Below are 13,139 nucleotides of genomic sequence, written 5' to 3'. Positions count from 1 at the left end.
AATGTTCTCATGCAGACCCTTATAGGTGTGGTTTGCCGGAAAAACAGGGTTGAACGCCGCTTTTTGATGCTACAGCAGCCTCGCCCATGAGTTCCACGGACCCGAAAGCGCTGTTGCCTGCCGCTATCGCACAGCGCGTATCATCCCTCAGCTTCCTCAACCGCCGCGCCATCGCCGTCGTCGACGCGAGCGGGCTGGGCGAAAGCGAGCGTTCCGGGCTGGAGCAAACGATCAGGGATATCCTGATCGAGCGCGACGATGTCGACGAGGTCCGCGTCGCCATGACGGCCGAGCGCAAGGGCCTGACCATCATCGCGGTCGGCAGCGGCAAGGGCGGCGTGGGCAAGTCGACGCTGACCGCCAATCTCGCCATCGCGCTCTCGCGCAAGGGCCGCAAGGTCGGACTTGTCGACGCCGATATCTATGGCCCCTCGCAACCGGTCATCCTCGGCAACCAGGGTGACAAGCCGGTCGCGCATGACGAGAAGCTGGTGCCTGTCGCGAGCAGATTCGGGGTGCCGGTGCTCTCGATGGGCCATCTGGTCGAACTGGGGCGTGCGATCGCCTGGCGCGGGCCGATGGCGGCGGGCGCGCTGACCCAGCTGTTCGAAGCGCATTGGGGCGATGCTGAGGTGCTGCTCGTCGACCTTCCGCCGGGGACGGGCGACGTCCAGCTGACAATGCTGCAGAAGTTCAAGCCGGCGGGCGCGGTGATCGTATCTACCCCGCAGGACCTCGCCCTGATCGACGCTGCCCGCGCTGGTCAGCTGTTCGACCAGGCAGGCGTTCCCGTCATCGGCCTGGTCGAGAACATGTCCGGATATGCCTGCCCGCATTGCGGCGAGCATTCGGATCCGTTCGGGCAGGGCGGCGTCGAACAGGCCGCAGAGCGGCTTGAACTGCCTTTTCTCGGCCGCATCCCGCTCGACCTTGCCATCCGCCAGGGCAGCGACAGGGGCGATCCGCCCGCCGCGTCCGATGCCGCGGTGGCGCAACCTTTCCTCGAGATTGCCGACAGGCTCGACGCATGGATTTCCGCGAGAAGCTGAACGATCTTCCGGTCACCCGGCGTCAGATCATCGCCGGGTCCGCCGTCGGTGGCGGGCTAGCCGTGGCGTGGTGGCTGTGGCCGCGCCATTACTCCAGCCCGCTTACACCCGGTCCGACCGAGCGCGATTTCGGCGGCTGGCTGACCATCGGGCGCGATGGCGTCGTGACCGTGGCGGTACCGCAGCTGGAAATGGGGCAGGGGATTACCTCGGTCCTCGCGCAGGTCGTGGCGGTGGAACTCGGTGCCGACTGGCGCCAGGTAGCCATCGAACCGGCGCCGCCGTCAGGGCTGTATGCCAATGTCCCGCTGGCTGCGAAATGGGCGCCGCTGTGGTCGCGCTTTTCGGATTTGGCTGGCGATCCCGACAGCAGGCTGGCACGAAACTTTGCCCGGTCCAGTGCCTTTGCCGCCACTGCCGAGGGCCTTTCGCTCGATGCCTACGAACCTCCCATGCGCGAAGCGGCGGCATCGGCGCGGGCACTGCTGGCAATGGCAGCCGCCGATCGCTGGGATGTCGACTGGGAACAATGCGAAATAGCCGGCGGCTTCGTGCGGCATGGCGAGAACAGCGCGACCTTTGGCGAGTTGGTCGACGATGCCGCGCGGCTCGATCCGCCCGACCCTGCGCCCTTGCGCGTCGTTGCCGCGTTCGAGGAACCGGTCCCCGGTGAAGATGAGGTCGATCCGCTCTATCCCCGGCTCGACCTGCCATCGAAAGTGGACGGAAGCTTCCTCTTCGCAGCTGACATCCGCCTGCCGGGCCTGGTCTTTGCCTCGATCCGCCATGCACCCATCGGTGGAGGCGACCTTTCGCGTTTCAATGAAAGGGCGGTGGCTGGCATCAAGGGTCTCGTCGGGGTCGTCAGGTCAAAGCGCTATCTCGCCGCCGTCGCTGAAAGCTGGTGGACCGCCGAACAGGCGCTGAAGGCGATGAAGCCGGTCTTCACCGGGCCGCGCCCGCTCGAAAGCGCTGCGTCGGTCTCGCGCCTCGAGCAGGCCCTCCAGGACGACGATGCCGATGTGGAGCGGATCTACCAACTCGGCGATGCCGACGGCCTGCTGGCGCGTGCCGACCTCTCGCAAAAATACTTGGTGGCCCCCGCAGTACATGCCGCCATCGAAACCGCATCGGCAACGGCACGGATCGAGGACGGGAAACTCGAGATCTGGGTCGCATCGCAGGCGCCCGAACAGACCCGGCTGGCAGTGGCCAAGGCGGTCGGTATCTCGGAGAGCGAGGTCGTCCTTTATCCCACGGCTGCTGGAGGCAGCTTCGACGCACGGCTGGAAAATCGGCACGCAATCGAGGCGGCGGTCATTGCGCAGGCAATCGGGCGCCCGGTCCAGCTGACCTGGCCGCGAGTGCAGGAATTCCAGAGCGTGCCGGTTCGCACACCCGTTGCTGCGGAGCTGTCGGTCGCATTCCATCCGGCGACCGGAGGGCGGATCGCCGCCTGGCGCGCCCGCCTTGCCATGCCGGCGACGGTCCGCGAATTCGGCCATCGCCTGTTCGACAATTACACGCCCGAAGCGGCCATGGCCCATGCCTCGGGCGAGGCCGACGCACTCGCCTGTGAAGGCGCCGTACCACCCTATGGTATCGACAATGTGGCAGTCGACCATCTGCCGCTCGATATCGGGTTGCCAACCGGGCGGATGCGCGGGAACTCGGCTGCCTACACGTCATTCTTCACCGAATGCTTCATCGACGAACTTGCCGAGAGGGCCGGACGCGACCCGTTCCTCTATCGCATGGAAATGCTCGGGCATTCTGCGCGCATGGCAGAGGTTCTCCGACGTGCGACGCGGCTGGGCGGCTGGGACGGCGGACGGCGCGGTACCGGGCAGGGGCTGGCAATGGTCCGTATGGGCGGTATCGACACCGGCGGGCGGATTGCCTGCGTGGCGAATGCCTCTCTGGCACAGGGCGGGGTAACCGTGACGAGCCTCCATGCGGTTGTCGACATCGGTCGCATCGTGAACCTCGATATCGCCCGACAACAGATCGAAGGAGGGCTGATCTACGGCCTCTCGCTCGCAACCGGTTCGAGCGTGGTCTTCGAACAGGGCAAGCCGCTTCCCAATCGGCTTTCCGGACTAGGGCTCCCGAAACTGTCCGACTGTCCCGCAATCACGGTGGAGTTCATCGCCAGCGAGGCACCCGCCTTCGACCCGGGCGAACTGGGCGTCGCGGTTGCGCCGCCGGCCATTGCCAATGCATTGTATTCGGCGACCGGCACGCGTTTCCGCCGCTTGCCACTGCTGTCGGAAGCCCAGTGAGGAGAGAAAATTGACCTGGCGCCCGCAACTGCTTCCCGTCGACCATCCGCAGGTCCAGTCGGGGAAGGTCGGCGTATTGATCGTCAATCTCGGCACGCCGGATGCGCCCGAACCGGGGCCGGTGCGCCGCTATCTCGCCGAATTTCTCTCCGATCGTCGCGTTGTGGAGATTCCGCCGATTGCATGGCAGCCGATCCTGCGCGGGATCATCCTCAACACCCGGCCCAAGAAGAGCGCGCATGCCTACGCGCAGGTCTGGACCGACGAGGGGTCGCCGCTCGCCGTAATAACGCGCAAACAGGCCGAGGCGATGCAGGCCGCGCTCGGTTCGGGGGTCACGGTCGACTGGGCCATGCGTTACGGAACGCCATCGATCGGCGATCGCATCGAGACGCTGATGAAGGCCGGATGCGAGCGCATCTTGCTGGCCCCGCTCTACCCCCAGTACAGCGGCGCGACGACGGCGACGGTTGTGGACAAGGCAGCGGAAAAACTGCGGACAATGCGTTGGCAACCCGCCATGCGCACGCTTCCGCCCTATCACGACGATCCCGCCTACATCGAAGCGCTTTCGAGCGATCTCAATCGCCAGCTCGACGGACTCGATTTCCAGCCAGAGGTGATGCTGCTGAGCTTTCACGGCATGCCTCAACGGACGCTTGAACTCGGCGATCCCTACCACTGCCACTGCCGCAAGACCGCGCGTCTGCTCGAAGCGGTCATGGCGCGCCCGGGGCTGCGGTTCCGTACCACCTTCCAGTCGCGTTTCGGCCGCGCCAAGTGGCTCGAACCGGCGACGGACGCGGTAATTGCGGACGAGGCCAAGGCTGGTACGAAGCGCATGGTCATCGCCGCTCCGGGCTTTTCGGCGGACTGCCTCGAGACGCTGGAGGAGCTCGCCATGCAGGGCCGCGACCAGTTCATCGAGGAGGGCGGGGACAATTTTGCCGCCTTGTCCTGCCTCAACACCTCCGCAGCAGGACTGGAGATGCTGGAAAAACTGCTGCGTCGCGAATTGTCGGGCTGGATTAACGATTAGCGATTACTTACACTCGGGTAAGTTGCCTGGAGAGACTTGATGGCCACCCTAGCCGCACCCGATACCGCTCCCACTCACTGGACCGAGGGTAACCCCACGCCGGACGAGCTGGCTCATATCCCTGGCGAGGGCGGTTGGCCGATTGTCGGCAATACATTCAAGATGCTGGCCGACCCGCATGGCATGGCACGACGCAATGTCGAACAGTATGGCCGGGTCTACAAAAACAAGGCCTTTGGCGGCTGGAACATTGCGCTGATCGGACCCGAAGCGAACGAGCTGGTGCTGTTCGACCGCGACAAGATCTTCTCCTCGGAGCAGGGCTGGGGCCCGATCCTCGACAAGCTCTTCCCGCGCGGGCTGATGCTGATGGACTTCGACCATCACCGCGCCGATCGCCGCGCGCTGTCGATCGCCTTCAAACCCGAACCGATGCGCCACTATTCGGGCGCCCTCAATCGTGGGATCGCCCGCCAGGTCGAGGCATGGGGCGCAGGCCCGATGAAGTTCTATCCCGCGATCAAGGAGCTCACGCTCGACCTTGCGGCGGACAGCTTCATCGGGATCGAGTGGGGTCCCGAGGCGGACAAGATCAACCAAGCCTTCATCGACATGGTCCAGGCCTCGGTCGCGCCGGTACGCGTGCCGCTGCCCTTCACCCAGATGAAGAAGGGCGTCGACGGGCGCAAATTCCTCGTCGACTTCTTCACCGCCGAGACCATCCGTCGGCGCAAGGAAGGCGGCGGGCAGGACATGTTCAGCCAGTTCGCCACCGCCACGCATGAGGACGGCAGCCTGATGGCGGTCGACGAGGTGGTCGACCACATGAACTTCCTGATGATGGCGGCGCATGACACTATCACGTCTTCAGCCACCACTCTGGTCTGGCTGCTCGCCAAGAACCCGGAGTGGCAGGAAAAGCTGCGGCAGGAAGTGCTCGCGGTCACCGGCGGTCTCGACGCCAACGGCCGCCCACGCGACCTCGCGTACGAGGACCTCGGCAAGCTCGAACTGACCGAAATGGCATTCAAGGAAGCGCTACGCTTCGTGCCGCCGGTGCCCTCGATGCCGCGCCGTGCCCTCAAGAGCTTCGAATTCGGCGGTTATCGCATCCCGGCGGGCGCGCATGTGGGGATCAACATCTACCACACACACCACGATCCGGAGATCTGGGACGAGCCGGAAAAGTTCGACCCGATGCGCTTCACCCCCGACAAGGTGAAGGCGCGACACAAATATGCCTGGGTCCCCTTTGGCGGTGGCGCGCACATGTGCCTCGGCCTCCACTTCGCCTACATGCAAGTGAAGATCCTCATGGCCCAGCTCCTGCCGCGCTACGAGATTGCGCTGGAGAATGGCGACCCCGACTGGCAGGCCTGGCCGATCCCGAAGCCGAAGGATGGCCTCAAGATCGTGCTCAAGAAGCTTTAGCTTTCCGCTCCCGCCTCCGCGGGTGCGTCCTCGGCGCTATTCCTTCGCTTCGCTACGGGCACCTGAGGGCGGGCGGTCGCCCTTGCCGGGCCTCCGCCGGCCCGGATCGCGCATATTTCAAAAGTCGACTGCAATCCCGTCCTTGACCCAGTCGCCGTAGCGCGTCGGGCTCAGTTCCTCGTCCACCTTTGCCTGCCTGGGTGCGGGCGGGGGATCGTTGGTCCAGTGCTTGGGCTTGGCGAAGCCGGCGGGACGTTTGGTGGCGCGATCGGTCATGATGTTGAAATGCGCCCACTGGCGCTTGGTTTCAAGGGCGGGTAGGGGGCCAGCCAATGGCCGACCCCACCGGAATTCACGCGCGCCGCGCCGCGCTTCGCCTGCTCGATGCCGTATTGCGCCGGGGCGAAACGATGGACATCGCCTTTGCCGCCGCGACCAAGGACGTCCGCCGGTTCGAGGACAAGGCGCTCGCCCGGGCCATTGCCGGTGAAGTCCTGCGCTGGCTGACCGATCTCGACGCCCTGATCGACAGCGCGACAAAGAACAACCTGCCCGATGATGCCAAGCCGCGAATGGTCCTGCGGATGATGCTGGCGCAATGGCTGCGACTGGAGACGCCGCCCCATGCGGTCATCGCCACAGGGCTCGACCTGCTCGCCGGAGGGCCTCGGCGCCTCGCTCACGGGGTTTTCTCCACGCTCGTCAAGCAGGAGGCGCGCCTGCCCGATGTGCCGACGCTGCCTGCCGACGTTGCCGCCCGCTGGGGCGAGCGGGCTTCCGCAATCGCGGCTGGGCTGGCCGAACCGCCACCGCTCGACCTGACATTGCGCGACTGGTCGGAGACGGCGCACTGGACCAACCAGCTCTCCGGCGACAGCCTGATGCCCGGCCATGTCCGCCTGCCCCGCGGAGTGAACGTCGAGAAGTTGCCTGGTTTCAAGGAGGGCGCCTGGTGGGTGCAGGACCTCGCTGCGTCCTTGCCCGCGCGCCTGCTGGGCGTGGGCAAGGGCCGCCATGTTCTCGACCTGTGCGCCGCACCCGGCGGCAAGTCGCTGCAACTCGCGGCGCAGGGCTGGAATGTCACCAGCCTCGATATCTCCAAACGCCGCCTCGAACTGCTGCGCGAGAACCTCAAGCGCACCGGCCTCAAGGCGGGGATCGTCCGCGCCGACGCGCTCGCGTGGGAGCCGAAGCACAAGTTCGATGCGATCCTGCTCGACGCGCCATGCACCGCTACCGGCACCGCGCGCCGGCACCCTGATGTCCTCCACCGCATTGGCTCGCGGCAGATCGCTGAGATGGCAGAGCTTCAGGCCGCACTGCTCGAACGGGCACAGGCTTGGCTCAAGCCAACCGGAACGCTGATCTATGCCACCTGCTCGCTTGAGCGCGAAGAAGGGGAGGAGCAAGCGGTTCGCATAGCTCTCGCACCCCAGCCGATCTCGGCAGACGAGTTACCGGAGGAACTTGCCGCCACATCCGACGGCTGGCTGCGCACCGATCCCGGAATGCTGGCCGAGGCGGGCGGTCTCGACGGGTTCTTCATCGCGCGCTGGAACTGCTGACTGGCGGAAGGGGCGACCGCCATGTAGAAGCAGCACAAGTCGCGTTCATTCGGGGGGATGAGGCATGCGGGGTGACGGCGAAACTGCGGGGAGCGTGCGCGACCGCTTCTATGCCAACTGGAGCCTGGTGATCCTGGTCCTGATCCTGGCCAGTTTCCCGATGACCTATTTCATTCCCGTGACGACCGGTGCCAAGCAGTTCACCCCGCTGGTCCATGTTCACGGCGCGATCTTCTTTGCTTGGGCCGCGCTTTTTGCGTGGCAGTCCCACCTAGTCGCCACCGGCAAGGTCGCGCGTCATCGCGAGATCGGAATGGCTGGTATCGCAATCTCCGCGATGATGCTGCCGATGGGTATATTTACCGCTGCCGGAGCAATTGCGGGACGGATGAAGCAGGGGAACGCGACGCCCTACGATTTTGCGTTCTTCAACCTTATCGACATCGCGCTCTTCTCGCTACTCATGGTGGCGGCGATCGCCACGGTGACGCGGCATCGCGAATGGCACCGCCGCTTCATTTTCGGCGCGGCGCTTTCGCTTCTCTCTCCCGCTTTCAGCCGCTGGACCCTGCAGTTGCCCTTCGTGGCGCCCTGGCCCGACCTGATAACATACGGATTCGACGCCTTGCTGATCGTCCTCGCCCTGCATGACCGGCGTGTGATCGGCAAGGTCCACCCGGCCACATGGTGGACCGCCACCGCTCTGGTGCCATTGCATGTGGCGAGCCCCTTCATCGCCTATGGCGAGTGGTGGCGCTCGGTCGCTCCGGCCATCTTCGACCCGCTCCTGCTGGGAGCCTAGTCCCCCGTCTGCCTAGCCGGCATCTGCCACCGCAGGATTGGACTTCGGATGCGAACCCGCGACCCAGCCAAAGTAGGTGACGGCGATGCCGGCCAAGGCACCTGCTGCCATCGTCACGCTGCCCGGTATCCGGCCATAAGCTTCGAACAATGGGCCCAGGAACGGCATGTCAGGTGCGAACCACATGATGACCGCCTGGAGCAGGACGAAGAAGATCGTCACCATCCAAGGCGCCCCATTGGCGCGGTCGCGAAGATAGAGTGAGAAGGCAAAGGCGGCGACCAGGACATCGCTGATGAGGATAGTGTCCATGACAGCGCGTGGCCCTTCGCTACCGATCACGTTGAGCCAGGGAATGAACCGGTCGATGACCCGGCTGAAGGGAGATTCGAACAGGATGAGCGGGGTTGCCAGCAGGTATCCCGCATGGAGCTTGATTTTCCTGCGGTGCTTGAGAGCGTTGTAGAAAAGGGTGAGATACGCTGCGAGTGCGATGACCATGCCGATGCCGAAGGATGGTCCTGCGACCATGATGAAGTCGCTCTCGGCCGCGACATATCGCGCCGCCGACAAGTTGATGATCGCCACGAACCCGACCATCAGCAACGGGAACAGAAGAAAGCTCGCCTGTCCCAGGGACCGATGCAAGGCATTGTGCTTCCGGTGAATGGCGACGCTCTGGACGACGAGGAAGGCAAGCCAGGCCAGTGCCGTGACGGCGTGAATGTGGAACGCCGCCGGCATGGGTTCGGCCATGGCGAAATAGCTGGCCCAGAACCCCGCCAGGGTGATGGCCAGCACGAAGCCGACGAAATAATGTCCGTAGCGATACGGCATGAGATTCCCCTCCCCATTTGCCGCGACCACTGACTATCGTTTTGCGGGACCTACCATAGGTCGGGCGCGAAGGGAATCATGCCGGTTCGGCGGTTTCGACCCGATACCGGATGGAAGTGCAATCGTGCCCTGCCTGCGTGACCTGCATGGCAATTTCGCCAGGATCAGGTCCATCGATCCTCGAGATCTCGAAAGGGCTGCCCAATTCGACGTAATGGCGGAAGGCCATTTCCGCCCACACGACACGGAGCGCCTGTCCTTCATTCACCAGGCTGGCAAACTGGCGTGCCGCTTCGGCAAGGTGGGCGGAGTTCACGTGGTCACCCGATCCGTCGAGCCAGGGGTGGCCCGGCGGCATTCCGTTGGCCCGGTCGATCAGCGCAATGCAGGTGTCGCCATTCAGCGGTGCGAGGAAAGGCCGTTCGCCGGGAGCGATGCCGAGCAGGCGATCATCGGCAAAGGCGAAAGTGTCCGACAAGGCCTTGGGCGCTGCTTCCTTGTCCGGCTGGCGCCACTTCTCGAAATCTCGGGTGCGGAATACCACGCCGCGCCCGTCCAGTCGGCAGATGAGCCTGTCGTCAGCATCGTAGAGGTAGATCGAGAAGCTCTCCTTCCCCTCGATGGTGCTGCGCTCGTAAGTGCCGTGGGCAATCCGGCCGACATCGGGGTCACCGCATTCCCAGCGCGTCCAGGTCAGCGCGGACCATTTGTCCGGATCCCATTTGCCCAGCGCCATCGCGCTTTCGACGCTGACCCAGTAGCTCAGCGCCTGGATCGCGCCCGGGTGGTGCGGATGGAGCAACGACCACGGCCAGCGCTTGCCGTCCTGCGAACAGGCGAAGGCGACGCTGCCGTCAGCGCGAACGACATGGTCATGCGTATAGGCGCTGGTCTTCGAACCCTGCATTCGCGCAGGATTGCAGAGCTTCGCCCGTCCGACAATCCGCTACGCTTCAGGCCTCGGTCTTGAGGTACTTCTGGAAGCTCTTGCGTAGCTTCATCAGCTTGGGCGGAATGACCGCGAGGCAGTACGGATTGCGCTGCCCTTCGCCTTCCCAGTATTCCTGGTGGTAGTCTTCCGCCGGATACCATTCGGCCGGACCCTCGATGGTTGTCACCGCCTTCTGGCCGGCGTGCTCGGCATCCCAGCGGGCGATGGCCGCCTCGGCCTCGGCGCGCTGATCGTCGTCGAGCGGGAAGATCGCGCTGCGATACTGGGTGCCGACGTCATTGCCCTGGCGGTTGAGCTGGCTGGGATCGTGCGTGCCCATGAACACGTCGAGCAGGTCGGCATAGGACAGCTGGTCGGCATCATAGGTCACGCGCACGGCCTCGGCGTGGCCGGTCACGCCGCTGCAGACCTCCTTGTAGGTCGGGTGCGCCGCGTTGCCGCCGATGTAGCCGCTCTCGACCTCGGTCACGCCGATCACGTCCTTCATCACCGCTTCGGTGCACCAGAAGCATCCGCCCGCGACGATCGCCTGTTCCATAGCCATGAAAATCTCCTTCGCGCGCCAGATAGGAAGCGGACTTCGACTTGTCATCCGTCCACTGCACAGGCAGTAGGCGCGCGGGGGAGTACGAAGGAGAGACCTGATGCGTTACTTGCTGGCGGCTGCCGCTGCCATGGCCCTCGCAGCACCTGCTGCTGCCGACCACCACATGACGGCGGAACATGCCGCCCACAGCCCGTCGCACCACGCGCTGATGATGGCCCTGGCATCGGACGCGCGCAAGGACGACAAGGCGCGCGACCAGTATCGCCATCCTGCGGAAACGCTGTCGTTCTTCCAGGTCGAACCTGGCATGACAGTGGTCGACTACATGCCCGCGAGCGGCTGGTACACGCGGGTCCTCGTCCCCTACCTCGGCACTTCGGGGCATTACATCGGCCTAAATCCTGATGGCTCGACAGCGAACAACGCGGGCTGGGTCGATTACGCTGCCAAGCTGACCCCGCGCTTCAAGGAAGCATGGCCCGGCTGGAACCTTACCGGCGCCCCGATTTCGGTGATCAATTCGAACGAGATCACCGACGACATGAAGGGCACGGTCGATCGCGTGCTGATCTTCCGCGAAATGCACAATCTGCTGCGCAATGGAGTGATGCACCAGGAACTCACCCGCACCCGCTCGCTGCTCAAGAGCGACGGCATGCTCGGCATCGTCCAGCATCGCGCCAAGGATGACGCCAGCGGCGACTATACCGACGGCAGCAAGGGCTACCTGCGGCAGAAGGATGTCATCGGACTGGTCGAGGCGCACGGTTTCGAACTGGTCGGGATGAGTGACATCAATGCCAATCCCGCCGACCCCGCCAATCACGAACGTGGCGTGTGGGAAATGCCGCCCGTCTGGGGCAGCAAGAAAGAGGAACTCAAGAACCTCGGCGAAAGCGACCGGATGACGCTGCTCTTCCGCAAGCGCTGAACCGTCAGGCGGCGTTCAGGTCAGGACCGCAACTCATGTGACATTATCTCATTTTGGGAGAATGTCACATGATTCGCAAGACTTGCCTGATCGCCGCGCTGCCGCTGGTGCTGGCCGCCTGCTCCGACCGGGCCGACGAGACCCGCGGCGTGGACCATGGGGAGACGCTCCTCTCGGTCAGTGCCAGCGGGCAGGCGGAAAGCACACCCGACCGCGCGCAGTTCGACGCGGGCATCCAGACCTGGGCGCGCTCTGCACGGGACGCGAGCAAGGCGAACGGCGAGAAGATCGCGGAGATCGTCGCGGCGCTGCAGAAGCTCGGGATTGCGGAAAAGGACATCCAGACCCGCGCCGTCAGCGTCCAGCGGATCGACTGGGGCGACCGCAAGGGCCAGTTCCAGGCAAACAATATCGTCTCGGTGACGATGCGCGATCCCGCAAGGGTTGGCGATGCCGTCACCGCGGTGACCGAGGCTGGGGCCAATATCGTTTCCGGTCCCAACCTGTCGATGACCGATCCGGAGGCGACCGCCAATCTGGCCTATGCCGATGCCTACAAGGCCGCGCGCAAGCGGGCCGAGGCCTATGCCGAGGCGGCAGGGATGGAGGTGAGCCGCGTGCTCTACATCCGCGATGCCGGAGGGCAGCAGGGTGATACCTGGCTGCGCGGAGCGGATGCGATGGCGATCCAGGTCGAGCAGGCCGCACCGCCGCCGCCCGTTGCTCCTCCGCCGCCGGTCATGCGCACCGCCAATCCCGGCATGATGATCGGCACGACGCGGAGCAGTGTCCATATCCAGGTGGACTTCGCCCTCCGGGAGAAATAGTGCGGGCGGCATGAGAGAACTGACCCTTGCCGTCCTCCAGCTTCCGCTCGCCCGGCCCGATGCGGCGGACAATATCGCTGCCGTCTCCGCGCTGGTCGAAGAGGCTGCGGGCAAGGGCGCGCAGGTCATCCTGCCGCCCGAACTTTTCGCCGGCGACTATTTCTGCCGCGAAGAGGACGAGGCACTGTTCGCCCGTGCCCATCCGACCGTCGAGGACCCGAGCGTCGCGGCGATGCGCGAACTTGCGCGCAAGCATGGCGTCGCCATCCCGACCAGCTTCTTCGAGCGCGACGGGCACCACTATTACAACACGCTCGCCATGATCGGCCCCGATGGCGAGATCATGGGCACCTATCGCAAGAGCCATATCCCCGATGGCCCGGGCTACGAGGAAAAGTACTATTTCCGCCCGGGAAATGACGAGTTCAAGGTGTGGAACGTGTTCGGAGCGCGCATCGGCGTCGGCATCTGCTGGGACCAGTGGTATCCCGAATGCGCGCGCGTCATGGCATTGAAGGGCGCGGAAGTGCTTCTTTATCCCACTGCCATCGGGTCGGAACCCTATGACGCCGATCTCGACACCAGCCGCATGTGGCGCCGGGCGATGATCGGCCATGCGGTGTCGAACTGCATGCCGGTGGCCGCAGCCAACCGCATCGGGCACGAAGGTCCCGTCGACCGCGCGCAGAGCTTTTACGGGCACAGCTTCATCTCGGACGAATGGGGCGATCTGGTGGAAGAATTCGGCGCGGCTGAAACCGGCGTGCTGGCTGCGACGCTCGATCTCGACCGGGCGAAGAAGCACCGCGCGGGCATGGGATTCTTCCGCGACCGGCGCCCGCAGCTTTACGGTCGGATCAGCGAGGATATCTGAGCC

13 protein-coding genes are annotated in these 13,139 nt (G+C 64.7%); 9 read left to right on the top strand and 4 right to left on the bottom strand.

Translation table 11 applies throughout. The annotated features are described in order from the left end of the window. Positions 1-86: 86 nt before the first annotated feature. The 4 genes from RAM60_RS10425 to RAM60_RS10410 are packed head-to-tail and all read left to right on the top strand — an operon-like array spanning position 87 to position 5,801. Positions 87-1,049, top strand: coding sequence for an Mrp/NBP35 family ATP-binding protein (locus tag RAM60_RS10425; RefSeq protein WP_369026820.1), 963 nt, complete (start codon positions 87-89; stop codon positions 1,047-1,049). Further along, the gene (locus RAM60_RS10420) at positions 1,028-3,331 is read left to right on the top strand and encodes a xanthine dehydrogenase family protein molybdopterin-binding subunit (RefSeq protein WP_369026821.1); all 2,304 of its coding nucleotides are present in this window, start codon (positions 1,028-1,030) and stop codon (positions 3,329-3,331) included. The genes RAM60_RS10425 and RAM60_RS10420 overlap by 22 nt, the downstream gene beginning before the upstream one ends. A 10-nt stretch (positions 3,332-3,341) precedes the next feature. Next, a complete protein-coding gene (hemH, locus tag RAM60_RS10415; RefSeq protein WP_369026822.1) occupies positions 3,342-4,370 on the top strand; it encodes a ferrochelatase in 1,029 nt (342 codons plus the stop codon). Between the two features lie 39 nt (positions 4,371-4,409). Further along, positions 4,410-5,801 carry a cytochrome P450 gene (locus RAM60_RS10410; protein WP_369026823.1) on the top strand — a complete coding sequence of 464 codons (1,392 nt, stop codon included), beginning with the start codon at positions 4,410-4,412 and terminating at the stop codon, positions 5,799-5,801. Between the two features lie 117 nt (positions 5,802-5,918). Here RAM60_RS10410 and RAM60_RS10405 read toward each other — a convergent pair whose 3' ends face one another. Then, entirely contained in the window at positions 5,919-6,134 is a 216-nt protein-coding gene (locus RAM60_RS10405; RefSeq protein ID WP_510639702.1) for a DUF1674 domain-containing protein, read from the bottom strand. Between RAM60_RS10405 and RAM60_RS10400 the strand changes: the two genes are divergently transcribed. Together RAM60_RS10400 and RAM60_RS10395 are read left to right on the top strand one after the other, a co-directional pair. Continuing rightward, on the top strand, positions 6,134-7,366 hold the full coding sequence (locus tag RAM60_RS10400; protein WP_369026824.1) for an RsmB/NOP family class I SAM-dependent RNA methyltransferase: 1,233 nt from the start codon (positions 6,134-6,136) through the stop codon (positions 7,364-7,366). The two genes, RAM60_RS10405 and RAM60_RS10400, sit on opposite strands and share 1 nt — an antisense overlap. Positions 7,367-7,430: 64 nt before the next feature. After that, positions 7,431-8,168: a hypothetical protein gene (locus RAM60_RS10395; RefSeq protein WP_369026825.1), complete on the top strand. Its 738-nt coding sequence runs from the start codon at positions 7,431-7,433 to the stop codon at positions 8,166-8,168. A 12-nt stretch (positions 8,169-8,180) separates the two neighbouring features. Here the strand turns inward: RAM60_RS10395 and RAM60_RS10390 are convergent, their stop codons facing one another. The 3 genes from RAM60_RS10390 to msrA all read right to left on the bottom strand — a co-directional run bounded on the left by RAM60_RS10390 (position 8,181) and on the right by msrA (position 10,495). After that, a complete protein-coding gene (locus RAM60_RS10390) occupies positions 8,181-9,005 on the bottom strand; it encodes a hypothetical protein (protein ID WP_369026826.1) in 825 nt (274 codons plus the stop codon). Positions 9,006-9,081: 76 nt separating this feature from the next. Further along, entirely contained in the window at positions 9,082-9,912 is an 831-nt protein-coding gene (locus RAM60_RS10385; RefSeq protein ID WP_369026827.1) for a hypothetical protein, read from the bottom strand. Positions 9,913-9,958: 46 nt separating this feature from the next. Continuing rightward, positions 9,959-10,495 carry a peptide-methionine (S)-S-oxide reductase MsrA gene (msrA, locus tag RAM60_RS10380; protein WP_369027345.1) on the bottom strand — a complete coding sequence of 179 codons (537 nt, stop codon included), beginning with the start codon at positions 10,493-10,495 and terminating at the stop codon, positions 9,959-9,961. 106 nt (positions 10,496-10,601) lie between these two features. Here msrA and RAM60_RS10375 point away from each other — a divergent pair, with 106 nt between their 5' ends. The 3 genes from RAM60_RS10375 to aguB all read left to right on the top strand — a co-directional run bounded on the left by RAM60_RS10375 (position 10,602) and on the right by aguB (position 13,136). Beyond that, positions 10,602-11,435, top strand: a complete 834-nt coding sequence (locus tag RAM60_RS10375) for a class I SAM-dependent methyltransferase (RefSeq protein WP_369026828.1) — start codon at positions 10,602-10,604, stop codon at positions 11,433-11,435. Positions 11,436-11,503: 68 nt separating this feature from the next. Then, a complete protein-coding gene (locus RAM60_RS10370; protein ID WP_369026829.1) occupies positions 11,504-12,262 on the top strand; it encodes an SIMPL domain-containing protein in 759 nt (252 codons plus the stop codon). A 10-nt stretch (positions 12,263-12,272) separates the two neighbouring features. Beyond that, positions 12,273-13,136: an N-carbamoylputrescine amidase gene (gene aguB, locus RAM60_RS10365; protein WP_369026830.1), complete on the top strand. Its 864-nt coding sequence runs from the start codon at positions 12,273-12,275 to the stop codon at positions 13,134-13,136. The last annotated feature ends 3 nt before the right edge of the window (positions 13,137-13,139 follow it).

Origin of the sequence: Qipengyuania sp. RANM35 (assembly GCF_041021145.2) — a bacterium.
Lineage (GTDB): Bacteria > Pseudomonadota > Alphaproteobacteria > Sphingomonadales > Sphingomonadaceae > Qipengyuania > Qipengyuania soli.
Note: the sequence above shows the minus strand (reverse complement) of the source record. Positions and strands in the feature narration are given on the sequence as shown.

Bases quoted from the DNA above. Each gene is read 5' to 3' on its own strand.
- msrA (WP_369027345.1), bottom strand. From the start codon at position 10,495: ATGGAACAGGCGATCGTCGCGGGCGGATGCTTCTGGTGCACCGAAGCG.
- RAM60_RS10400 (WP_369026824.1), top strand. From the start codon at position 6,134: ATGGCCGACCCCACCGGAATTCACGCGCGCCGCGCCGCGCTTCGCCTG.
- RAM60_RS10420 (WP_369026821.1), top strand. From the start codon at position 1,028: ATGGATTTCCGCGAGAAGCTGAACGATCTTCCGGTCACCCGGCGTCAG.
- aguB (WP_369026830.1), top strand. From the start codon at position 12,273: ATGAGAGAACTGACCCTTGCCGTCCTCCAGCTTCCGCTCGCCCGGCCC.
- RAM60_RS10375 (WP_369026828.1), top strand. From the start codon at position 10,602: ATGCGTTACTTGCTGGCGGCTGCCGCTGCCATGGCCCTCGCAGCACCT.
- RAM60_RS10390 (WP_369026826.1), bottom strand. From the start codon at position 9,005: ATGCCGTATCGCTACGGACATTATTTCGTCGGCTTCGTGCTGGCCATC.
- RAM60_RS10370 (WP_369026829.1), top strand. From the start codon at position 11,504: ATGATTCGCAAGACTTGCCTGATCGCCGCGCTGCCGCTGGTGCTGGCC.
- RAM60_RS10425 (WP_369026820.1), top strand. From the start codon at position 87: ATGAGTTCCACGGACCCGAAAGCGCTGTTGCCTGCCGCTATCGCACAG.
- RAM60_RS10410 (WP_369026823.1), top strand. From the start codon at position 4,410: ATGGCCACCCTAGCCGCACCCGATACCGCTCCCACTCACTGGACCGAG.
- RAM60_RS10385 (WP_369026827.1), bottom strand. From the start codon at position 9,912: ATGCAGGGTTCGAAGACCAGCGCCTATACGCATGACCATGTCGTTCGC.
- RAM60_RS10395 (WP_369026825.1), top strand. From the start codon at position 7,431: ATGCGGGGTGACGGCGAAACTGCGGGGAGCGTGCGCGACCGCTTCTAT.